This is a genomic window from Pantoea sp. USHLN256 (assembly GCF_037149875.1).
Taxonomy (GTDB): domain Bacteria; phylum Pseudomonadota; class Gammaproteobacteria; order Enterobacterales; family Enterobacteriaceae; genus Pantoea; species Pantoea nemavictus.
The window spans coordinates 184,116-202,606 of the sequence record NZ_JBBCQO010000007.1 but is presented as its reverse complement, the minus strand read 5'-3'; the positions used below and the strand labels follow the sequence as shown (position 1 = coordinate 202,606).

The 18,491-nt window shown below is 50.0% G+C and carries 32 protein-coding genes; all 32 read right to left on the bottom strand.

Annotation, left to right across the window (positions count from 1 at the left end):
* Positions 1-36: 36 nt before the first annotated feature.
* Positions 37-1,026, bottom strand: coding sequence for a DNA-directed RNA polymerase subunit alpha (locus tag WFL93_RS17890; protein WP_007891688.1), 990 nt, complete (start codon positions 1,024-1,026; stop codon positions 37-39).
* A 25-nt stretch (positions 1,027-1,051) separates the two neighbouring features.
* Positions 1,052-1,672 (bottom strand): 30S ribosomal protein S4, encoded by a 621-nt coding sequence (rpsD, locus tag WFL93_RS17885; RefSeq protein WP_007891687.1) that lies wholly within the window; start codon positions 1,670-1,672, stop codon positions 1,052-1,054.
* Between the two features lie 31 nt (positions 1,673-1,703).
* On the bottom strand, positions 1,704-2,093 hold the full coding sequence (rpsK, locus tag WFL93_RS17880) for a 30S ribosomal protein S11 (RefSeq protein WP_004160563.1): 390 nt from the start codon (positions 2,091-2,093) through the stop codon (positions 1,704-1,706).
* A gap of 16 nt (positions 2,094-2,109) precedes the next feature.
* Entirely contained in the window at positions 2,110-2,466 is a 357-nt protein-coding gene (rpsM, locus tag WFL93_RS17875; RefSeq protein ID WP_034830736.1) for a 30S ribosomal protein S13, read from the bottom strand.
* 146 nt (positions 2,467-2,612) lie between these two features.
* Positions 2,613-2,729, bottom strand: coding sequence for a 50S ribosomal protein L36 (rpmJ, locus tag WFL93_RS17870; RefSeq protein ID WP_004160566.1), 117 nt, complete (start codon positions 2,727-2,729; stop codon positions 2,613-2,615).
* 32 nt (positions 2,730-2,761) lie between these two features.
* Positions 2,762-4,093: a preprotein translocase subunit SecY gene (secY, locus tag WFL93_RS17865; RefSeq protein WP_007891686.1), complete on the bottom strand. Its 1,332-nt coding sequence runs from the start codon at positions 4,091-4,093 to the stop codon at positions 2,762-2,764.
* A gap of 7 nt (positions 4,094-4,100) precedes the next feature.
* The gene (gene rplO / locus WFL93_RS17860) at positions 4,101-4,535 is read right to left on the bottom strand and encodes a 50S ribosomal protein L15 (RefSeq protein WP_007891684.1); all 435 of its coding nucleotides are present in this window, start codon (positions 4,533-4,535) and stop codon (positions 4,101-4,103) included.
* Positions 4,536-4,538: 3 nt separating this feature from the next.
* Positions 4,539-4,718, bottom strand: coding sequence for a 50S ribosomal protein L30 (rpmD, locus tag WFL93_RS17855; RefSeq protein ID WP_007891681.1), 180 nt, complete (start codon positions 4,716-4,718; stop codon positions 4,539-4,541).
* 5 nt (positions 4,719-4,723) lie between these two features.
* Positions 4,724-5,224, bottom strand: a complete 501-nt coding sequence (gene rpsE, locus WFL93_RS17850; protein WP_007891679.1) for a 30S ribosomal protein S5 — start codon at positions 5,222-5,224, stop codon at positions 4,724-4,726.
* 14 nt (positions 5,225-5,238) lie between these two features.
* The gene (rplR, locus tag WFL93_RS17845; RefSeq protein ID WP_336778694.1) at positions 5,239-5,592 is read right to left on the bottom strand and encodes a 50S ribosomal protein L18; all 354 of its coding nucleotides are present in this window, start codon (positions 5,590-5,592) and stop codon (positions 5,239-5,241) included.
* A gap of 9 nt (positions 5,593-5,601) precedes the next feature.
* The gene (rplF, locus tag WFL93_RS17840) at positions 5,602-6,135 is read right to left on the bottom strand and encodes a 50S ribosomal protein L6 (RefSeq protein ID WP_007891676.1); all 534 of its coding nucleotides are present in this window, start codon (positions 6,133-6,135) and stop codon (positions 5,602-5,604) included.
* Positions 6,136-6,147: 12 nt separating this feature from the next.
* A complete protein-coding gene (rpsH, locus tag WFL93_RS17835; protein ID WP_007891668.1) occupies positions 6,148-6,540 on the bottom strand; it encodes a 30S ribosomal protein S8 in 393 nt (130 codons plus the stop codon).
* 32 nt (positions 6,541-6,572) lie between these two features.
* Positions 6,573-6,878 carry a 30S ribosomal protein S14 gene (gene rpsN / locus WFL93_RS17830; protein ID WP_007891666.1) on the bottom strand — a complete coding sequence of 102 codons (306 nt, stop codon included), beginning with the start codon at positions 6,876-6,878 and terminating at the stop codon, positions 6,573-6,575.
* Positions 6,879-6,892: 14 nt separating this feature from the next.
* Complete coding sequence (gene rplE / locus WFL93_RS17825; protein ID WP_007891665.1) at positions 6,893-7,432, bottom strand: 50S ribosomal protein L5; 540 nt, start codon at positions 7,430-7,432, stop codon at positions 6,893-6,895.
* 14 nt (positions 7,433-7,446) lie between these two features.
* Complete coding sequence (rplX, locus tag WFL93_RS17820) at positions 7,447-7,761, bottom strand: 50S ribosomal protein L24 (protein WP_007891664.1); 315 nt, start codon at positions 7,759-7,761, stop codon at positions 7,447-7,449.
* A 10-nt stretch (positions 7,762-7,771) separates the two neighbouring features.
* Positions 7,772-8,143 (bottom strand): 50S ribosomal protein L14, encoded by a 372-nt coding sequence (rplN, locus tag WFL93_RS17815; RefSeq protein ID WP_006120590.1) that lies wholly within the window; start codon positions 8,141-8,143, stop codon positions 7,772-7,774.
* A gap of 169 nt (positions 8,144-8,312) precedes the next feature.
* The gene (gene rpsQ, locus WFL93_RS17810; RefSeq protein WP_007891663.1) at positions 8,313-8,567 is read right to left on the bottom strand and encodes a 30S ribosomal protein S17; all 255 of its coding nucleotides are present in this window, start codon (positions 8,565-8,567) and stop codon (positions 8,313-8,315) included.
* On the bottom strand, positions 8,567-8,755 hold the full coding sequence (gene rpmC / locus WFL93_RS17805) for a 50S ribosomal protein L29 (RefSeq protein ID WP_007891662.1): 189 nt from the start codon (positions 8,753-8,755) through the stop codon (positions 8,567-8,569). The genes rpsQ and rpmC overlap by 1 nt, the downstream gene beginning before the upstream one ends.
* Positions 8,755-9,165 carry a 50S ribosomal protein L16 gene (gene rplP, locus WFL93_RS17800; protein WP_002438716.1) on the bottom strand — a complete coding sequence of 137 codons (411 nt, stop codon included), beginning with the start codon at positions 9,163-9,165 and terminating at the stop codon, positions 8,755-8,757. The genes rpmC and rplP overlap by 1 nt, the downstream gene beginning before the upstream one ends.
* Before the next feature lie 12 nt (positions 9,166-9,177).
* Positions 9,178-9,876: a 30S ribosomal protein S3 gene (gene rpsC, locus WFL93_RS17795; RefSeq protein ID WP_007891660.1), complete on the bottom strand. Its 699-nt coding sequence runs from the start codon at positions 9,874-9,876 to the stop codon at positions 9,178-9,180.
* Between the two features lie 17 nt (positions 9,877-9,893).
* The gene (gene rplV / locus WFL93_RS17790) at positions 9,894-10,226 is read right to left on the bottom strand and encodes a 50S ribosomal protein L22 (protein WP_007891659.1); all 333 of its coding nucleotides are present in this window, start codon (positions 10,224-10,226) and stop codon (positions 9,894-9,896) included.
* A 13-nt stretch (positions 10,227-10,239) separates the two neighbouring features.
* On the bottom strand, positions 10,240-10,518 hold the full coding sequence (rpsS, locus tag WFL93_RS17785) for a 30S ribosomal protein S19 (RefSeq protein ID WP_001138115.1): 279 nt from the start codon (positions 10,516-10,518) through the stop codon (positions 10,240-10,242).
* Between the two features lie 16 nt (positions 10,519-10,534).
* Positions 10,535-11,356, bottom strand: a complete 822-nt coding sequence (rplB, locus tag WFL93_RS17780; RefSeq protein WP_007891654.1) for a 50S ribosomal protein L2 — start codon at positions 11,354-11,356, stop codon at positions 10,535-10,537.
* Positions 11,357-11,373: 17 nt separating this feature from the next.
* Positions 11,374-11,676: a 50S ribosomal protein L23 gene (rplW, locus tag WFL93_RS17775; RefSeq protein WP_007891652.1), complete on the bottom strand. Its 303-nt coding sequence runs from the start codon at positions 11,674-11,676 to the stop codon at positions 11,374-11,376.
* Positions 11,673-12,278 carry a 50S ribosomal protein L4 gene (rplD, locus tag WFL93_RS17770; protein WP_007891650.1) on the bottom strand — a complete coding sequence of 202 codons (606 nt, stop codon included), beginning with the start codon at positions 12,276-12,278 and terminating at the stop codon, positions 11,673-11,675. The genes rplW and rplD overlap by 4 nt, the downstream gene beginning before the upstream one ends.
* 10 nt (positions 12,279-12,288) lie before the next feature.
* A complete protein-coding gene (rplC, locus tag WFL93_RS17765) occupies positions 12,289-12,915 on the bottom strand; it encodes a 50S ribosomal protein L3 (RefSeq protein ID WP_007891647.1) in 627 nt (208 codons plus the stop codon).
* Between the two features lie 32 nt (positions 12,916-12,947).
* A complete protein-coding gene (rpsJ, locus tag WFL93_RS17760) occupies positions 12,948-13,259 on the bottom strand; it encodes a 30S ribosomal protein S10 (protein ID WP_006120582.1) in 312 nt (103 codons plus the stop codon).
* 322 nt (positions 13,260-13,581) lie between these two features.
* Positions 13,582-14,064, bottom strand: coding sequence for a bacterioferritin (gene bfr, locus WFL93_RS17755; RefSeq protein ID WP_007891646.1), 483 nt, complete (start codon positions 14,062-14,064; stop codon positions 13,582-13,584).
* Positions 14,065-14,167: 103 nt separating this feature from the next.
* On the bottom strand, positions 14,168-14,362 hold the full coding sequence (gene bfd, locus WFL93_RS17750) for a bacterioferritin-associated ferredoxin (protein WP_007891645.1): 195 nt from the start codon (positions 14,360-14,362) through the stop codon (positions 14,168-14,170).
* 178 nt (positions 14,363-14,540) lie between these two features.
* Entirely contained in the window at positions 14,541-15,725 is a 1,185-nt protein-coding gene (gene tuf / locus WFL93_RS17745; protein WP_180822597.1) for an elongation factor Tu, read from the bottom strand.
* A 69-nt stretch (positions 15,726-15,794) separates the two neighbouring features.
* Entirely contained in the window at positions 15,795-17,909 is a 2,115-nt protein-coding gene (gene fusA, locus WFL93_RS17740; RefSeq protein ID WP_007886247.1) for an elongation factor G, read from the bottom strand.
* A 93-nt stretch (positions 17,910-18,002) separates the two neighbouring features.
* A complete protein-coding gene (rpsG, locus tag WFL93_RS17735; protein WP_007886246.1) occupies positions 18,003-18,473 on the bottom strand; it encodes a 30S ribosomal protein S7 in 471 nt (156 codons plus the stop codon).
* Positions 18,474-18,491 lie beyond the last annotated feature (18 nt).

Below are 18,491 nucleotides of genomic sequence, written 5' to 3'. Positions count from 1 at the left end.
TTATCCTTCTCAGTGAAACCTTAACCTGTGATCGGGTTATTCATCAGCAATGCTTGCTGGTGGCCAGTTTTCCAGGCGCATGCCCAGAGACAAACCACGTGAAGCAAGCACATCTTTAATCTCGGTAAGAGATTTTTTACCCAAGTTAGGCGTTTTAAGCAGCTCAACCTCGGTACGCTGTACCAGATCACCGATGTAGTGGATAGCTTCTGCCTTAAGGCAGTTAGCAGAGCGGACAGTCAATTCCAGATCGTCAACAGGGCGCAGCAGGATCGGATCGAATTCTGGTTTCTCTTCTTTCACTTCCGGCTGACGTACATCACGTAAGTCAACGAAAGCTTCCAGTTGTTCTGCCAGGATGGTTGCCGCACGACGAATCGCCTCTTCAGGATCGATTGTGCCGTTGGTTTCCATTTCGATGACCAGCTTGTCCAGGTCGGTACGCTGTTCTACACGCGCTGCTTCAACATTGTAGGCGATACGGTCTACAGGGCTGTAGCAAGCGTCAACCAACAGACGGCCGATTGGGCGCTCATCTTCTTCCGAATGAATTCGGGCAGAAGCCGGCACATAACCACGACCACGTTGAACTTTGATACGCATACTAATAGATGCGTTTTCATCGGTCAGGTGGCAGATCACATGCTGCGGCTTGACGATTTCAACATCACCGTCGTGGGTGATGTCGGCTGCAGTCACAGGGCCAATGCCAGATTTATTCAGAGTAAGGATGACTTCATCTTTACCTTGAACTCTTACCGCCAACCCTTTCAGGTTAAGCAGGATTTCCAGGATATCTTCCTGTACGCCCTCTTTGGTGGAGTACTCATGAAGCACACCATCAATCTCAACCTCGGTCACCGCGCAACCCGGCATGGAAGAAAGCAGAATACGGCGCAGTGCGTTACCAAGAGTATGGCCAAAGCCACGCTCTAACGGCTCAAGGGTCACCTTGGCGTGCGTCGAACTCACTTGCTCGATATCTACCAGGCGCGGTTTTAGAAACTCTGTCACAGAACCCTGCATTGTGTCCTCTCTTTGGTACTAAGCTTTACTTGGAGTAAAGCTCGACGATCAGGTGTTCGTTAATGTCCGCAGACAGATCGGTACGCTCAGGAATACGCTTGAACACACCTTCCATCTTAGTAGCATCAACTTCCAGCCAGGTTGGCTTTTCACGCTGCTCAGCCAGCTCCAGAGCGGCCTTCACGCGAGATTGCTGTTTGGCTTTCTCACGGATGCTTACGACATCATTCGGAGATACCTGATAAGAAGCGATGTTAACAACGCGACCGTTCACCAGGATAGATTTATGGCTAACCAACTGGCGTGCTTCTGCACGAGTTGCACCAAAGCCCATACGGTAAACAACGTTATCCAGACGACCTTCCAGCAGAGCCAGCAGGTTTTCACCTGTGTTGCCTTTCAGACGTGCTGCTTCTTTATAGTAGTTACGGAACTGACGCTCCAGCACGCCGTACATACGACGAACTTTCTGCTTTTCACGCAACTGGCCGCCGTAGTCAGACAGACGCGGTTTACGCGCACCATGCTGACCAGGTGGTTGTTCAATTTTGCACTTGGTATCGATCGCGCGAACGCCAGACTTAAGGAATAAGTCGGTACCCTCACGACGGCTCAGCTTGAGCTTAGGACCCAAATATCTTGCCATTTTCTTTCTCCAACTAACCTAAAAACGGGCGTTAAACGCGACGTTTTTTCGGCGGACGACAACCGTTGTGAGGGATTGGAGTCACATCAGTAATATTAGTGATGCGGAAACCAGCAGCGTTCAGAGCACGAATTGTTGATTCGCGACCTGGACCTGGACCCTTAACCATAACTTCCAGATTCTTAATACCGTAATCTTTCACTGCTTCTGCACAGCGCTCTGCAGCTACCTGAGCAGCAAACGGAGTAGATTTACGTGAACCGCGGAAACCGGAACCACCGGCGGTTGCCCAACCCAGTGCGTTACCCTGACGATCAGTAATGGTAACGATGGTGTTGTTAAAAGATGCATGGACATGAGCCACGCCATCTGAGACTTGTTTTCTTACACGCTTACGTGCACGAACTGGTGCCTTTGCCATTATTTACTCACCCCGATTATTTCTTGATCGGTTTACGCGGACCCTTACGGGTACGTGCATTGGTCTTAGTACGCTGACCGCGAACTGGCAGACCACGACGATGGCGTAAACCACGATAGCAACCAAGGTCCATCAGACGCTTGATGCTCAGGGTGATTTCACGGCGCAGATCACCTTCAACAACGAATTTACCAACTGCTTCACGCAGCTGTTCAATTTGTTCTTCAGACAGCTCTCTGATCTTAACATTTTCAGCAATACCCGTTGAAGCGCAGATGGCTTTAGAACGAGTTTTACCGATACCGAAAATCGAAGTTAATGCGATAACGGTATGTTTTTGATCAGGAATGTTAATGCCTGCTATACGGGCCACTATGCACTCCTATAATTAAACAAATGCGTCCCATGCTGAAAAGCCCGTTTTCAGGATACTCAAATGGTAACGCATCGACATACAAAAGATTGGCTGGCTAATCTAGCCAGCTCAACCCGACTTTGCAAGAAAAATATGTGACAATATCAGCCTTGGCGCTGTTTATGCTTTGGCTCGGCGCTGCAGATCACACGCACGACACCGTCGCGACGAATGATTTTGCAGTTACGACATAATTTCTTGACGGAAGCACGAACTTTCATTTTTACTCTCCGTAACTTCTCAAGCACCCAAATTAACGGCCATAGCCCTTCAGGTTTGCTTTCTTCAATGCAGACTCGTACTGACTCGACATCATCAGAGTTTGCACTTGAGCCATAAAGTCCATGATGACGACCACTACGATGAGCAGCGATGTACCGCCAAAGTAGAATGGAACTTTCATAGCATCACGCATGAACTCCGGGATCAGGCAGATAAAAGTAATATACAGTGCGCCGATTAAGGTCAGACGTGTCATTACTTTATCGATGTACTTCGCCGTTTGCTCTCCCGGACGAATTCCCGGTACGAATGCACCAGACTTCTTCAGGTTATCTGCTGTTTCACGTGGGTTGAATACCAACGCCGTGTAGAAGAAACAGAAGAAGATGATTGCAGTCGCATAGAGTAGCACATAAAGCGGCTGTCCTGGTTGCAAATACAGCGAAATTGTTGTCAGCCAGTTCCAACCGGTTCCGCCCCCGAACCATGATGCTATGGTCGCTGGGAACAGAATAATGCTGGAAGCAAAAATAGCTGGGATTACGCCCGCCATGTTCACTTTCAACGGTAAATGTGTGCTCTGTGCAGCATATACACGACGACCTTGCTGACGTTTAGCGTAGTTGACCACGATGCGGCGCTGGCCACGCTCAACGAAAATAACAAAGAACGTCACTGCAAATACTAGAACTGCAACCAACAGCAACAGAAGGAAGTGCAGGTCACCTTGCCGCGCTTGCTCAATGGTATGGCCAATGGCCGGCGGGAGACCCGCAACGATACCAGCGAAGATAATGATCGAGATACCGTTACCGATACCTCGTTCAGTAATCTGTTCGCCCAGCCACATCAGGAACATTGTCCCGGTAACCAGACTTACAACAGCGGTAAAGTAGAATGCAAAGCCTGGATTCATAACCAGCCCCTGCATTCCAGGCATATTCGGTAAACCGGTAGCTATACCGATCGACTGGAATACAGCCAGAACCAGTGTGCCGTAGCGAGTGTACTGGCTAATCTTACGACGACCAGCTTCACCCTCTTTCTTAATCTCAGCTAACGCTGGATGAACCACCGTCAGCAGCTGGATAATAATAGATGCCGAAATGTACGGCATAATTCCCAGCGCGAAGATTGAGGCACGACTGAGAGCACCACCAGAGAACATGTTAAACATTTCAATGATGGTGCCACGCTGTTGCTCAAGCAGTTTGGCAAGTACAGTGGCATCGATACCGGGGATTGGAATAAAAGAGCCAATGCGGAAGACAATGAGTGCACCGATTACAAACAACAGTCTGCGCTTCAGTTCACCAAAGCCACCTTTGGCACTTTGAAAATCTAATCCCGGTTGCTTTGCCATCTGCTACTTATTCCTCGATTTTACCGCCAGCAGCTTCGATTGCAGCACGAGCACCTTTGGTGACACGCAGACCGCGAACCGTTACCGGTGCAGAAACTTCACCAGAAAGAATCACTTTCGCGAATTCAATCTGAACACCGATAATATTGGCCGCTTTCAGCGTATTCAGGTCAACAATACCGCCTTCAACTTTCGCCAGATCAGACAGACGAACTTCTGTAGTGATCATTGCTTTGCGAGAGGTGAAACCGAATTTCGGCAGACGACGATACAGAGGCATCTGACCACCCTCGAAACCGCGACGTACGCCACCGCCAGAACGAGAGTTCTGACCTTTGTGACCACGACCACCAGTTTTACCGAGGCCAGAACCGATACCACGACCCAGACGCTTAGAAGCGTGTTTAGACCCTTCGGCCGGAGACAGAGTGTTTAAACGCATCTCTTACTCCTCCACTTTCAGCATGTAGGAAATCGCGTTAATCATACCGCGTACTGCTGGCGTATCTTCACGCTCAACGGTGTGATTGATGCGACGCAGACCCAAGCCAACCAGAGTCGCTTTATGCTTAGGCAAGCGGCCGATTGAACTACGAGTTTGTGTAATTTTAATTGTCTTAGCCATCGTGATTACCCCAGAATTTCTTCAACGGATTTACCACGCTTGGCAGCGACCATTTCCGGAGAATTCATATTGCCCAGGCCATCGATAGTTGCACGAACCACGTTAATCGGGTTAGTAGAACCATACGCTTTAGCCAGAACGTTATGTACTCCAGCGACTTCTAAAACGGCGCGCATTGCACCGCCGGCAATGATACCGGTACCTTCAGAAGCCGGCTGCATGAACACACGAGAACCTGTGTGCGCACCTTTAACAGGGTGCTGCAGGGTGCCGTGAGTCAGCGCGACGTTAATCATATTGCGACGGGCTTTCTCCATCGCTTTCTGGATCGCTGCTGGAACTTCACGCGCTTTACCGTAACCAAAACCAACGCGGCCGTTACCATCACCCACTACAGTCAGTGCGGTGAAGGAGAAAATACGACCACCTTTTACAGTTTTAGATACACGGTTTACCGCGATCAGTTTTTCCTGCAGTTCGCCAGCTTGTTTCTCGATGTTTGACATCTTAGACCTCTACCTTAGAACTGAAGGCCAGCATCACGGGCAGCATCTGCCAGTGCCTGGACACGACCATGATATTGGAACCCGGAACGGTCGAAAGAGACATTTTTGATGCCTTTCTCAACAGCGCGCTCAGCCAGAGCTTTACCTACAGCTGCAGCGGCGTCTTTGTTACCGGTATACTTCAGTTGTTCGGCAATAGCTTTTTCTACAGTAGAAGCAGCAACCAGAACTTCGGAACCGTTCGGGGCGATCACCTGTGCGTAGATATGACGCGGGGTACGATGTACCACCAGGCGAGTAGCACCCAGCTCTTTGAGCTTGCGACGTGCACGGGTCGCACGACGGATACGAGCAGATTTCTTATCCATAGTGTTACCTTACTTCTTCTTAGCCTCTTTGGTACGCACGACTTCGTCGGCGTAACGAACACCCTTGCCTTTATAAGGCTCAGGACGACGGTAGGCGCGCAGATCAGCTGCAACCTGACCAATCAGCTGTTTATCAGCGCCTTTCAGCACGATCTCAGTCTGAGTTGGACATTCAGCAGTGATGCCGGCCGGCAGTGCATGGTCAACAGGGTGAGAGAAGCCCAGGGCCAAGCTCACAGAGTTGCCTTTAACAGCTGCACGATAACCAACACCAACCAGTTGCAGCTTCTTGGTGAAGCCTTCGGTAACACCGATAACCATGCCGTTCAGCAGCGCACGAGCAGTACCTGCTTGTGCCCAACCATCCGCATAACCTTCGCGCGGGGCGAAAGTCAGGGCGTTGTCTGCATGCTTAACTTCTACAGCACTGTTGATAGTACGAGTCAGCTCGCCGTTTTTGCCTTTAATCGAAACTTCCTGACCGTTGAGTTTTACCTCTACGCCCGCAGGAACAACGACAGGTGCTTTTGCAACACGAGACATTTTATCCTCCGATTACGCTACGTAGCAGATAATTTCGCCACCAAGACCAGCTTGGCGCGCTGCACGATCAGTCATGACACCTTTAGAGGTAGAGATTACAGCGATGCCCAGACCAGCCATTACTTTTGGCAGCTCATCTTTTTTCTTATAGATGCGCAGACCTGGACGGCTAACACGCTGAATGCTCTCTACCACAGCCTTGCCCTGGAAATACTTAAGTGTTACTTCCAGTTCAGACTTGATGTCGCCTTCGATTTTAAAATCTTCAATATAGCCTTCTTCCTTCAGCACGTTGGCAATTGCCACTTTCAGCTTGGAGGAAGGCATAGAGACCGCAACTTTGTTCGCGGCCTGACCGTTACGGATACGGGTCAGCATATCCGCGATCGGATCTTGCATGCTCATCTGTGTTACTCCCGTGATTCAAATGGTGACAATTACCAGCTAGCCTTTTTAAGACCCGGGATTTCACCGCGCATTGCGGCTTCACGGACCTTGATACGGCTCAACCCAAACTTCCGCAGGAAACCGTGCGGACGACCTGTCTGACGGCAGCGGTTACGCTGACGTGAAGGGCTGGAATCACGCGGCAGACTCTGCAGCTTGAGAACGGCATCCCAACGGTCTTCGTCGGAAGCGTTCACATCAGAAATGATCGCTTTCAGTTCAACACGTTTAGCGAAGAACTTGTCTGCTAATTTCACACGCTTAACTTCGCGTGCTTTCATAGATTGCTTAGCCATTAAGTAACCCTGCCTTACTTGCGGAACGGGAATTCAAAGGCAGCCAGCAGAGCACGGCCTTCATCATCAGATTTCGCAGTAGTGGTAATGGTGATATCCAAACCACGAACGCGATCGACTTTGTCATAATCGATTTCTGGGAAGATGATCTGCTCACGAACGCCCATGCTGTAGTTACCACGACCGTCGAAAGACTTCGCAGATAAACCACGGAAGTCACGGATACGAGGTACAGCAATAGTGATCAGACGCTCAAAGAACTCCCACATGCGCTCGCCGCGCAGAGTTACTTTACAGCCGATCGGATAGCCCTGACGGATTTTGAAGCCTGCAACTGATTTGCGTGCTTTGGTGATCAGCGGTTTTTGACCGGAGATTGCTGCCAGGTCAGCTGCTGCGTTATCCAGCAGTTTCTTGTCAGCGATCGCTTCACCAACACCCATGTTCAGGGTGATCTTCTCGACCCGAGGGACTTGCATGACAGAATTGTAGCCGAACTCTGTCATGAGTTTCTGGACTACTTCGTCTTTGTAGTAATCATGCAGTTTCGCCATCGTACTACTCCAAATTACTTGATAGTTTCGCTATTAGACTTGAAGAAACGGACTTTTTTGCCGTCTTCGAATCTAAAGCCTACACGGTCAGCCTTGCCGGTTGCCGCATTGAAGAGTGCAACGTTGGAAGCCTGAATAGCTGCTTCTTTTTCAACGATGCCACCTGGTTGGTTCAGGGCCGGGACCGGCTTCTGATGTTTCTTAACCAGGTTGATACCTTCAACGATGACCTTACCAGAAGTCAGGACATTCTTTACTTTACCGCGTTTACCTTTGTCTTTGCCGGTAAGCACGATAACTTCGTCGTTACGACGGATTTTCGCTGCCATTGCTCGCTCCTTAGAGTACTTCTGGTGCCAGAGAGATAATTTTCATGAACTTTTCAGTACGAAGTTCACGAGTTACCGGCCCAAAAATACGCGTACCGATAGGTTGCTCGCTGTTATTGTTTAAAATAACGCATGCATTACCATCGAAGCGAATGACAGAACCGTCCGGGCGACGAACACCCTTCCTGGTGCGCACCACTACCGCTTTCAGGACATCACCTTTTTTCACCTTGCCACGAGGAATTGCTTCCTTGATGGTCACTTTGATGATATCGCCGACGCCTGCGTAGCGACGGTGCGAGCCACCCAGAACCTTGATACACATTACGCGACGTGCACCGGAGTTGTCGGCGACGTTCAGCATAGTCTGTTCTTGGATCATTTTAGTGCTCCGCTAATGTCAACTACTACTTCGGGACCCAAACCTCAGGTCGTTAAAAAGCCCCATAATTGAGGGCGCGGCATTATAACACCGGTTCTCGCACATGGGTAGAAAAAATGAACGGCTCAGACGAGCCGTTCATTTTATTTTTTAGAGGAAGCGGATTCTATTACAGAACCGCTTTCTCTACAACGCGAACCAACGTCCAAGACTTAGTCTTAGACAGCGGACGAGTTTCGCGGATTTCAACCACGTCACCAATACCGCATTCGTTGTTCTCGTCATGGATGTGCAGCTTAGTCGTACGCTTGATGAATTTACCGTAGATCGGGTGTTTCACGACACGTTCGATAGCAACAACTGCAGATTTCTGCATTTTGTCACTAATAACACGACCCTGCAGAGTACGGATTTTATCGGTCATTACGCCGCCTTCTCAGTCAGTAAAGTCTTAACACGTGCAACATTACGACGCACTTCTTTCAGCAGATGGGTTTGCTGAAGTTGGCCGGATGCTGCTTGCATGCGCAGGTTAAACTGCTCACGCAGCAGGTTAAGTAGCTCAGTGTTCAGCTCTTCAACGCTTTTTTCACGCAGCTCATTTGCTTTCATTACATCACCGTCTTAGTAACAAAGGTGGTTTTGATAGGCAGTTTTGCTGCTGCCAGCTTGAAGGCTTCACGGGCCAGCTCTTCCGGAACGCCGTCCATTTCATACAGGACTTTACCCGGTTGAATGAGGGCAACCCAATACTCCACGTTACCCTTACCTTTACCCATACGCACTTCCAGCGGCTTCTCGGTAATTGGTTTGTCCGGGAATACACGGATCCAAATTTTACCTTGACGCTTAACTGCACGGGTCATAGCACGACGTGCTGCTTCGATCTGACGAGCAGTCAGACGACCACGGCCAACAGCTTTCAGACCGAAAGTACCGAAGCTGACATCCGTACCTTGCGCCAGACCACGGTTGCGGCCTTTGTGCACTTTACGGAATTTCGTACGCTTTGGTTGTAACATCAGCGACTCTCCTTACTTACGGCCTTTACGCTGCTGCTTTTTAGGTTGAGCAGCCGGTTCCGGTTGTTCAACAGCAGCCATACCACCCAGGATCTCGCCTTTGAAGATCCATACCTTAACGCCGATTACACCATAAGTGGTGTGCGCTTCAGAGGTGTTGTAGTCAATGTCTGCACGCAGTGTGTGCAACGGTACGCGACCTTCACGGTACCATTCGGTACGTGCGATCTCGGCTCCGCCCAAACGGCCGCTGACTTCAACTTTAATACCCTTCGCGCCCAGACGCATTGCGTTCTGTACAGCACGCTTCATAGCACGACGGAACATCACACGACGCTCCAGCTGTGAAGTGATGCTATCAGCAACCAATTTAGCGTCCAGTTCCGGCTTACGGACTTCGGCGATGTTGATCTGTGCAGGAACGCCAGCGATTTTCGCGACGACCGTACGCAGTTTTTCTACGTCTTCACCTTTCTTACCGATAACGATACCCGGGCGAGCAGTGTGAATAGTCACACGGATGCTCTTAGCCGGACGCTCGATAACGATACGAGATACAGACGCTTTAGACAGTTCCTTAGTCAGGAACTGACGGACTTTAAAATCGCTGTCCAGGTTGTCAGCGAATTCTTTGGTGTTCGCAAACCAGGTAGAGTTCCATGGTTTTACAATACCCAGGCGAATACCATTAGGATGTACTTTCTGACCCATTGCTAGTCTCCAGAGTCTCAGCGATCGGACACAACCACAGTAATGTGGCTGGTGCGCTTCAGGATGCGATCTGCACGACCTTTCGCACGCGGCATAATGCGCTTCATGCTTGGGCCTTCGTCTACGAAGATTTTCGCGACTTTCAGATCGTCGATATCAGCGCCATCGTTGTGTTCGGCGTTCGCAATGGCAGATTCCAGGACTTTCTTAACCAACACAGCAGCTTTCTTGTTGGTGTAGGTCAGAATATCCAGAGCCTGCGACACTTTCTTACCGCGAATCAGGTCTGCCACCAGGCGAACCTTCTGAGCAGAAGAACGAGCATGGCGATGTTGAGCAATAGTTTCCATCTCTTCCTCCTACTTATTTCTTCTTGGCTTTCTTATCTGCAGCATGGCCGCGATAAGTACGTGTCGGTGCAAATTCACCCAGTTTGTGGCCGACCATTTCGTCGGAAACAAAGACAGGAACGTGCTGACGACCATTATGGACAGCGATGGTCAAACCGATCATGTTAGGGAAGATCGTTGAACGACGGGACCAAGTGCGCAGGGGCTTCTTGTCACCGCTTTCCACCGCTTTCTCTACCTTCTTCAGCAAGTGCAGGTCAATAAAAGGACCTTTCTTGAGAGAACGTGGCATGGCTTATCCTCTAAAATTATTTGCTACGGCGACGTACGATAAATTTATCAGTACGCTTGTTGCTACGGGTCTTCTTACCTTTGGTCTGAACGCCCCACGGAGTTACCGGGTGCTTACCAAAGTTACGACCTTCACCACCACCGTGCGGGTGATCGACTGGGTTCATCGCAGTACCGCGAACGGTAGGACGAACACCACGCCAACGGGTTGCACCAGCTTTACCCAGCACGCGCAGCATGTGCTCAGAGTTGCCGACTTCGCCGAGAGTTGCACGACATTCGGATTCAACTTTGCGCATTTCGCCTGAACGCAGACGCAGGGTTACGTAGGAACCTTCACGCGCAACGATCTGCACGTAAGTACCAGCTGAGCGAGCAATCTGACCGCCTTTGCCTGGTTTCATTTCTACGTTATGAACGGTAGAACCCACCGGGATGTTACGCATCGGCAGAGTGTTACCTGCTTTAATCGCAGCATCAACGCCAGATTGAATCTGGTCGCCGGCTTTCAGGCCTTTAGGGGCCAGGATGTAACGGCGTTCGCCATCTTTGTACAGAACCAGTGCGATGTTCGCAGAACGGTTCGGATCGTACTCAAGACGCTCAACAACTGCTGGGATACCATCTTTGTTGCGTTTGAAGTCAACAATACGGTAAGCCTGCTTGTGACCACCACCGATATGACGGGTAGTGATACGACCATTGTTGTTACGACCACCGGATTTGCTGTTTTTTTCTACCAGCGGGGCAAATGGTTTGCCCTTGTGCAGCTCTGGGTTCACCACTTTAACTACGTGACGACGACCCGGAGATGTCGGTTTACATTTAACAACTGCCATTGTCTTTCTCCTCCGACTTACTCAGCGCCGCCGACGAAGTCCAGATTCTGGCCTTCCTTCAGGGTGACGTAAGCTTTTTTCCAGTCGCTACGACGACCGATACGCTGTCCGTGACGCTTAACTTTCCCTTTAACTACCAGGGTGTTTACGTCTTTAACTTCTACTTCGAACAGTTTCTCAACAGCAGCAACGATCTCTGCTTTGGTCGCGTCTTTAGCAACTTTGAGAACGATGGTATTGGTTTTTTCCATCGCAGTAGATGCTTTTTCTGATACGTGCGGTGCACGCACTACTTTCAGCAGACGTTCTTCACGGATCATGCCAGCATCTCCTCAACTTGCTTAACTGCTTCCGCAGTCATAACGACTTTGTCGAAGGCGATCAGGCTAACTGGGTCGATACCCGCTGCATCACGCACGTCAACCTTGTACAGGTTACGCGCAGCCAGGAACAGATTCTCATCCAGTTCACCGGTGATGATCAGCACATCTTGCAGCGCCATGTCTTTCAGTTTCTGTACCAGCAGCTTAGTTTTAGGCGCTTCTACAGAGAACGTCTCGACAACGATCAGACGGTCCTGACGTACCAGTTCGGACAGAATGCTTTTCAGCGCGCCGCGGTACATCTTTTTGTTAACTTTTTGACTGTGGTCCTGTGGACGCGCAGCGAAGGTCACGCCACCTGAACGCCAGATCGGGCTCTTAACAGAACCTGAACGCGCACGGCCGGTACCTTTCTGGCGCCAAGGCTTTTTGCCTGAACCAGTTACTTCAGCACGAGTTTTCTGCGCACGAGTACCCTGACGAGCACCAGCGGCATAAGCAACAACAACCTGGTGAACCAGCGCTTCGTTGAAATCACGACCGAAGGTAGTTTCGGAAACAGTCAGCGCGCTCTGCGCGTCTTTCAGTACTAATTCCATTGCTATCCCCTTACGCCTTCACAGCTGGTTTAACAATCAGATCGCACCCAGTTGCACCCGGGACGCCACCTTTGACCAGCAGCAGGTTGCGCTCAGCGTCAACACGTACTACTTCCAGGCTCTGAACGGTTACACGCTCATTACCCAGCTGACCAGCCATTTTCTTGCCTTTGAACACTTTGCCCGGAGTCTGGTTCTGACCGATAGAACCCGGAACGCGGTGTGACAAGGAGTTACCGTGTGTAGCGTCCTGGGTACGGAAGTTCCAGCGCTTAACGGTACCTGCGAAACCTTTACCTTTAGAGGTACCGGTAACGTCTACTTTTTTAACGTCAGCGAAAATTTCAACACTGATGCTCTGGCCAACAGAGAAATCTTCACCTTCGGTGCGGAATTCCCACAGACCACGGCCAGCGTCAACGCCAGCTTTAGCAAAATGACCTGCTTCAGGCTTGCTCACACGGCTTGCTTTTTTAGCACCGGTGGTAACCTGGATAGCTTGGTAACCATCGTTGTCCAGGCCTTTGACCTGAGTAACGCGGTTTGCTTCAACTTCGATAACGGTTACTGGGATTGAAACGCCATCTTCAGTGAAGATGCGGGTCATACCCACTTTTTTACCGATTAAACCAATCATTGTATCAACCTCTCAATCGCTCGATGACCTGATTAACCCAGGCTGATCTGCACGTCAACACCGGCAGCCAGGTCCAGACGCATCAGAGCATCAACGGTTTTTTCAGTTGGCTCAACGATGTCTACCAGACGCTTGTGAGTGCGGATTTCGTACTGATCACGCGCGTCTTTGTTAACGTGCGGAGAGATCAGAACGGTAAAACGCTCTTTGCGGGTTGGCAGCGGGATCGGACCACGTACCTGCGCACCAGTGCGCTTGGCAGTCTCAACGATTTCCGCGGTTGATTGATCGATCAGGCGATGATCAAACGCTTTAAGACGGATACGGATTCTTTGGTTCGACATGAGACCAAGGCTCCAAACATTTTATAAACGAAAAGAATTACTACCCGCATCCATTACGATTGATGGAGGAGTGTAATCGTTCAGCATATAACTCCACAATTGGGAGTATTGTTAGGCGATACATCAACTGCTATCCCCTGCGATTCTGCTCGAATCGCGCCGCACCAATATCGGCAGGCCCGCGCATTATACTTAGATCTGTTTAGGAAGCAACCCGTGTTGTGTTTTTAACCACATCAATCTGGCTTTTGACCTAAAAAAGCCCGCGACATTCCATTTTGATTGTGGCGGGCTTGCACGAGATTGCATGTTGGTCATAAGGCTAATGTTCGTTCTGCTCTTTTAGTTGAGACTGAAGATAATTTTGCAGACCGAGCTTTTGCACCAGGTCGAGTTCAGTTTCCAACCAATCTATGTGCCCCTCCTCTTCCGCAAGAATCTCAATCATCATGTCTCTGCTGACGTAATCATGCACCCTGTCGGCATAGGCTATCGCTTCGCGTAAATCCTTTGCGCCTTCCAGTTCTAATGCAAGGTCAGACTGCAGCATTTCCGGTACATCTTCACCAATACGTAATCGACCGAGGTCTTGCAGATTAGGAATCCCTTCGAGAAAAAGAATGCGTTCAATGTACTTATCCGCATGCTTCATCTCATCGATCGACTCATGATATTCAACGTCATTGAGTCGAGTCAGTCCCCAATTTTTGAACATACGCGCATGAAGGAAGTACTGATTAATTGCAACCAGTTCATTCCCCAGCAATTTATTGAGATGACTTATGATTTTACCATCGCCCTTCATTTTGCTTCCTCCGCTTCCAACTAAATAGAGCGTAGATGCGGATGAAAGGAAGTCAAAAAAACGCGACAGTTATTGTGGTTATTGCAGACGTACAATTAGGCGGTCATGCAATTTCTTTGTAGAGAGGCACCTGCTGTAATTCATCTTCCATAATTTCTCGTGCAAAGCGCACACATTTCCCGCACTGCTTGCCAATGGGAACCAGCTGGCGCAGCTGCTGAATTGATTTAGGTTGATAGCGGCGTACCACTTCGCGGAGGGTTTTATCACTCACGGCATTACACAAGCAGACGTACATTTACTGCGGACCTCCGTACAATTTATGATCAAATTGTAAATGAGAATGGTTTTTATTTCAAACGCAGCTTTTATGTGGGATTAATCGAAACGGCAGGATTCAGACATAAAAAAAGAGCACCGAAGTGCTCTCTTTTGTGCTGCGGAGGCTACCTTGGCAGCCTCCGACATTAACGCAATTAAGCGATAATTGTAGCAACAACACCCGCACCAACAGTACGGCCGCCTTCACGGATAGCGAAGCGCAAGCCTTCATCCATCGCGATTGGGTGGATCAGCTCAACGGTCATCTGAACGTTGTCGCCTGGCATTACCATCTCAACGCCTTCTGGCAGCTCAACGTTGCCGGTCACGTCAGTAGTACGGAAGTAGAATTGTGGACGGTAGCCTTTGAAGAACGGAGTATGACGGCCGCCTTCATCTTTAGACAGAACGTACACTTCTGAAGTGAACTTGGTATGCGGCTTGATTGAAGCCGGCTTAGCCAGAACCTGACCACGCTGGATATCTTCACGCTTAATACCACGCAGCAGAACACCACAGTTCTCGCCAGCCTGACCCTGGTCCAGCAGTTTGCGGAACATTTCAACGCCGGTACAGGTAGACTTAACAGTCGCCTTGATACCCACGATTTCAACTTCGTCGCCCACTTTAACGATACCGCGCTCAACACGACCGGTAACAACAGTACCACGGCCTGAGATTGAGAATACGTCTTCGATTGGCAGCAGGAACGGCAGGTCGATTGCACGTACTGGCTCTGGGATGTAGGTATCCAGATGCTCAGCCAGTTCAATGATCTTAGCTTCCCACTCAGCTTCGCCTTCCAGCGCTTTCAGAGCAGAACCGCGTACGATTGGAGTGTCGTCGCCCGGGAAGTCATATGCTGACAGCAGGTCACGTACTTCCATCTCAACCAGTTCCAGCAGCTCTTCATCATCAACCATGTCGCACTTGTTCAGGAACACGATGATGTAAGGAACGCCAACCTGACGACCCAGCAGGATGTGCTCACGGGTCTGAGGCATTGGGCCGTCAGTCGCAGCAACAACCAGGATCGCGCCGTCCATCTGCGCAGCACCGGTGATCATGTTTTTCACATAGTCGGCGTGGCCTGGGCAGTCAACGTGCGCATAGTGGCGAGTCGGGGTTTCATATTCAACGTGAGAAGTGTTGATGGTGATACCACGCGCTTTCTCTTCTGGCGCTTTATCGATCTCATCGAACTTGCTTGCTTTACCACCGTAGGTTTTAGCCAGAACGGTAGTGATTGCTGCAGTCAGGGTGGTTTTACCGTGGTCGACGTGACCGATGGTGCCCACGTTTACGTGCAGTTTGTTACGCTGAAATTGCTCTTTCGCCATGGCGATAATTCCTTACGTTGTGCCTTCATGAGTCATGAAGGCATCAGTTCACAATTTTTAAACCGTAGCTTATTTGCTACGAGCTTCAATAACGGCCTGAGCGACGTTGTTCGGCGCATCATCGTACTTCAGGAACTCCATGGAGTAAGAAGCACGGCCTTTGGTCAGAGAACGCAGCTGGGTTGCATATCCGAACATTTCAGACAGCGGAACTTCAGCATGGATCTGAACGCCAGTAGCGTTAGATTCCTGTCCTTTGAGCATACCACGACGACGGCTAAGGTCACCGATAACGTCACCGGTGTTCTCTTCCGGAGTCTCTACTTCAACCTTCATGATTGGCTCAAGCAGCACAGGTTGTGCTTTCTTAAAGCCATCTTTAAAGGCCAAAGAAGCAGCCAGTTTAAACGCCAGCTCAGAGGAGTCGACATCATGGTATGAACCGAAGTGCAGACGAACACCCAGGTCTACTACCGGATAACCGGCCAGAGGACCTGACTTCAGCTGCTCCTGGAGGCCTTTATCAACCGCAGGGATGTATTCAGTTGGAATCACACCGCCTTTGATATCGTTGACAAATTCGTAGCCTTTCGGGTTAACGCCCGGCTCCAGTGGGTACATGTCGATAACAACATGACCGTACTGACCACGACCACCAGACTGCTTGGCGTGTTTACCTTCGATATCGGTAACTTTCGCGCGAATTGCTTCACGGTAAGCAACCTGAGGTTTACCGACGTTCGCTTCAACGTTGAATTCACGCTTCATGCGGTCAACGATGATGTCGAGGTGCAGCTCACCCATACCAGCGATGATGGTCTGGTTGGTTTCTTCATCAGTCCAAACACGGAATGATGGATCTTCTTTCGCCAGACGACCCAGAGCCAGACCCATTTTTTCCTGGTCAGCTTTGGTTTTCGGCTCAACGGCGATAGAGATTACCGGCTCAGGGAATTCCATACGCTCAAGAATGATGACGTTGTCTGGGTCACACAGGGTGTCACCAGTAGTCACGTCTTTCAAACCGATCGCTGCGGCGATATCGCCCGCACGAACTTCTTTAATCTCTTCACGTTTGTTAGCGTGCATCTGAACGATACGGCCCAGACGCTCACGGTTTGACTTAACCGGGTTGAACACGGTGTCACCAGTGTTAACAACACCAGAGTAAACGCGGAAGAAGGTCAGGTTACCAACAAACGGGTCGGTAGCAATTTTGAACGCCAGTGCAGCAAACGGCTCTTTGTCATCGGAATGACGCTCAGCCGGGGTGTCTTTACCGTCGTCCAGCATACCGTTAATCGCGGTAACGTCAGTCGGTGCTGGCAGGTATTCAACTACCGCATCCAGCATCGCCTGAACACCTTTGTTCTTAAATGCAGAACCACAGGTAACCAGGATGATTTCGTTTTTCAGAACGCGCTTACGCAGAGAAGTTTTGATCTCTTCTTCTGTCAGCTCTTCACCGCCGAAGAATTTCTCCATCAGCTCGTCAGAACCTTCAGCTGCGGCTTCAACCAGATTCGCACGCCACTCTTCAGCCAGTTCCTGCATATCAGCTGGGATATCTTCGTAAACGAAGGTAACGCCCTGATCGGCATCGTTCCAGTTGATCGCTTTCATTTTCACCAGGTCAACAACACCGGTGAAGCCTTCTTCTGCGCCGATAGCCAGCTGAAGTGGAACTGGGTTTGCACCCAAGCGCACTTTCATCTGGTCAACAACTTTCAGGAAGTTAGCACCCATGCGGTCCATTTTGTTAACGAACGCGATGCGTGGAACTTTATATTTGTTAGCCTGGCGCCATACGGTTTCAGACTGTGGCTGAACACCACCAACTGCACAGTAAACCATTACTGCGCCATCAAGCACACGCATAGAACGCTCAACTTCGATGGTGAAGTCAACGTGTCCCGGGGTGTCGATGATGTTTACGTGGTGTGGTTCAAACTGCTTAGCCATACCAGACCAGAAACAGGTAGTTGCAGCAGACGTGATGGTAATACCACGTTCCTGCTCCTGCTCCATCCAGTCCATGGTTGCTGCGCCGTCATGTACTTCACCGATTTTGTGGTTTACACCGGTGTAGAACAGAACACGTTCGGTAGTTGTAGTCTTACCGGCGTCGATGTGGGCACTGATACCAATGTTACGGTAGCGCTCAATGGGTGTTTTACGAGCCATTTGATTCCTCTGATTCTTAGACGTTCTAAGTTAAAAAAGCCCAGCAGGTGAGTCACTGGGACGCCCGCTGGGTTAATAACAACTACGTTGCTGTTACCAGCGGTAGTGTGCGAACGCCTTGTTGGCTTCAGCCATGCGGTGAACGTCTTCACGTTTCTTAACTGCAGTACCTTTGTTTTCTGCAGCATCAGAAAGTTCGTTCGCCAGGCGGAGAGCCATAGATTTATCACCGCGTTTACGAGCAGCTTCTACGATCCAACGCATTGCCAGGGCATTACGACGAACCGGACGGACTTCAACTGGAACCTGGTAGGTAGAACCACCAACGCGACGTGACTTAACTTCGACAGTCGGACGTACGTTTTCGAGAGCAACCTCGAACGCTTCCAGGCCATCTTTACCAGCGCGTTGAGCCAGGGTATCAAGCGCGGTATAGACGATAGATTCAGCAGTAGATTTTTTACCATCTACCATCAGGATATTTACAAATTTAGCCAGCAGCTCTGATCCGAACTTAGGATCCGGCAGAATTTTACGCTGACCAATGACGCGACGACGTGGCATGGAAATACTCCGTTGTTA

Bases quoted from the DNA above. Each gene is read 5' to 3' on its own strand.
- WFL93_RS17890 (WP_007891688.1), bottom strand. From the start codon at position 1,026: ATGCAGGGTTCTGTGACAGAGTTTCTAAAACCGCGCCTGGTAGATATC.
- rpsD (WP_007891687.1), bottom strand. From the start codon at position 1,672: ATGGCAAGATATTTGGGTCCTAAGCTCAAGCTGAGCCGTCGTGAGGGT.
- rpsK (WP_004160563.1), bottom strand. From the start codon at position 2,093: ATGGCAAAGGCACCAGTTCGTGCACGTAAGCGTGTAAGAAAACAAGTC.
- rpmJ (WP_004160566.1), bottom strand. From the start codon at position 2,729: ATGAAAGTTCGTGCTTCCGTCAAGAAATTATGTCGTAACTGCAAAATC.
- secY (WP_007891686.1), bottom strand. From the start codon at position 4,093: ATGGCAAAGCAACCGGGATTAGATTTTCAAAGTGCCAAAGGTGGCTTT.
- rplO (WP_007891684.1), bottom strand. From the start codon at position 4,535: ATGCGTTTAAACACTCTGTCTCCGGCCGAAGGGTCTAAACACGCTTCT.
- rpmD (WP_007891681.1), bottom strand. From the start codon at position 4,718: ATGGCTAAGACAATTAAAATTACACAAACTCGTAGTTCAATCGGCCGC.
- rpsE (WP_007891679.1), bottom strand. From the start codon at position 5,224: ATGTCAAACATCGAGAAACAAGCTGGCGAACTGCAGGAAAAACTGATC.
- rplR (WP_336778694.1), bottom strand. From the start codon at position 5,592: ATGGATAAGAAATCTGCTCGTATCCGTCGTGCGACCCGTGCACGTCGC.
- rplF (WP_007891676.1), bottom strand. From the start codon at position 6,135: ATGTCTCGTGTTGCAAAAGCACCTGTCGTTGTTCCTGCGGGCGTAGAG.
- rpsH (WP_007891668.1), bottom strand. From the start codon at position 6,540: ATGAGCATGCAAGATCCGATCGCGGATATGCTGACCCGTATCCGTAAC.
- rpsN (WP_007891666.1), bottom strand. From the start codon at position 6,878: ATGGCTAAGCAATCTATGAAAGCACGCGAAGTTAAGCGTGTGAAATTA.
- rplE (WP_007891665.1), bottom strand. From the start codon at position 7,432: ATGGCGAAACTGCATGATTACTACAAAGACGAAGTAGTCCAGAAACTC.
- rplX (WP_007891664.1), bottom strand. From the start codon at position 7,761: ATGGCAGCGAAAATCCGTCGTAACGACGAAGTTATCGTGCTTACCGGC.
- rplN (WP_006120590.1), bottom strand. From the start codon at position 8,143: ATGATCCAAGAACAGACTATGCTGAACGTCGCCGACAACTCCGGTGCA.
- rpsQ (WP_007891663.1), bottom strand. From the start codon at position 8,567: ATGACCGATAAAATCCGTACTCTGCAGGGTCGTGTTATTAGTGACAAA.
- rpmC (WP_007891662.1), bottom strand. From the start codon at position 8,755: ATGAAAGCAAATGAGCTGCGTGAAAAAAGCGTTGAAGAGCTGAACACT.
- rplP (WP_002438716.1), bottom strand. From the start codon at position 9,165: ATGTTACAACCAAAGCGTACGAAATTCCGTAAAGTGCACAAAGGCCGC.
- rpsC (WP_007891660.1), bottom strand. From the start codon at position 9,876: ATGGGTCAGAAAGTACATCCTAATGGTATTCGCCTGGGTATTGTAAAA.
- rplV (WP_007891659.1), bottom strand. From the start codon at position 10,226: ATGGAAACTATTGCTCAACATCGCCATGCTCGTTCTTCTGCTCAGAAG.
- rpsS (WP_001138115.1), bottom strand. From the start codon at position 10,518: ATGCCACGTTCTCTCAAGAAAGGTCCTTTTATTGACCTGCACTTGCTG.
- rplB (WP_007891654.1), bottom strand. From the start codon at position 11,356: ATGGCAGTTGTTAAATGTAAACCGACATCTCCGGGTCGTCGTCACGTA.
- rplW (WP_007891652.1), bottom strand. From the start codon at position 11,676: ATGATCCGTGAAGAACGTCTGCTGAAAGTAGTGCGTGCACCGCACGTA.
- rplD (WP_007891650.1), bottom strand. From the start codon at position 12,278: ATGGAATTAGTACTGAAAGACGCGCAGAGCGCGCTGACTGTTTCCGAA.
- rplC (WP_007891647.1), bottom strand. From the start codon at position 12,915: ATGATTGGTTTAATCGGTAAAAAAGTGGGTATGACCCGCATCTTCACT.
- rpsJ (WP_006120582.1), bottom strand. From the start codon at position 13,259: ATGTCGAACCAAAGAATCCGTATCCGTCTTAAAGCGTTTGATCATCGC.
- bfr (WP_007891646.1), bottom strand. From the start codon at position 14,064: ATGAAGGGCGATGGTAAAATCATAAGTCATCTCAATAAATTGCTGGGG.
- bfd (WP_007891645.1), bottom strand. From the start codon at position 14,362: ATGTACGTCTGCTTGTGTAATGCCGTGAGTGATAAAACCCTCCGCGAA.
- tuf (WP_180822597.1), bottom strand. From the start codon at position 15,725: ATGGCGAAAGAGCAATTTCAGCGTAACAAACTGCACGTAAACGTGGGC.
- fusA (WP_007886247.1), bottom strand. From the start codon at position 17,909: ATGGCTCGTAAAACACCCATTGAGCGCTACCGTAACATTGGTATCAGT.
- rpsG (WP_007886246.1), bottom strand. From the start codon at position 18,473: ATGCCACGTCGTCGCGTCATTGGTCAGCGTAAAATTCTGCCGGATCCT.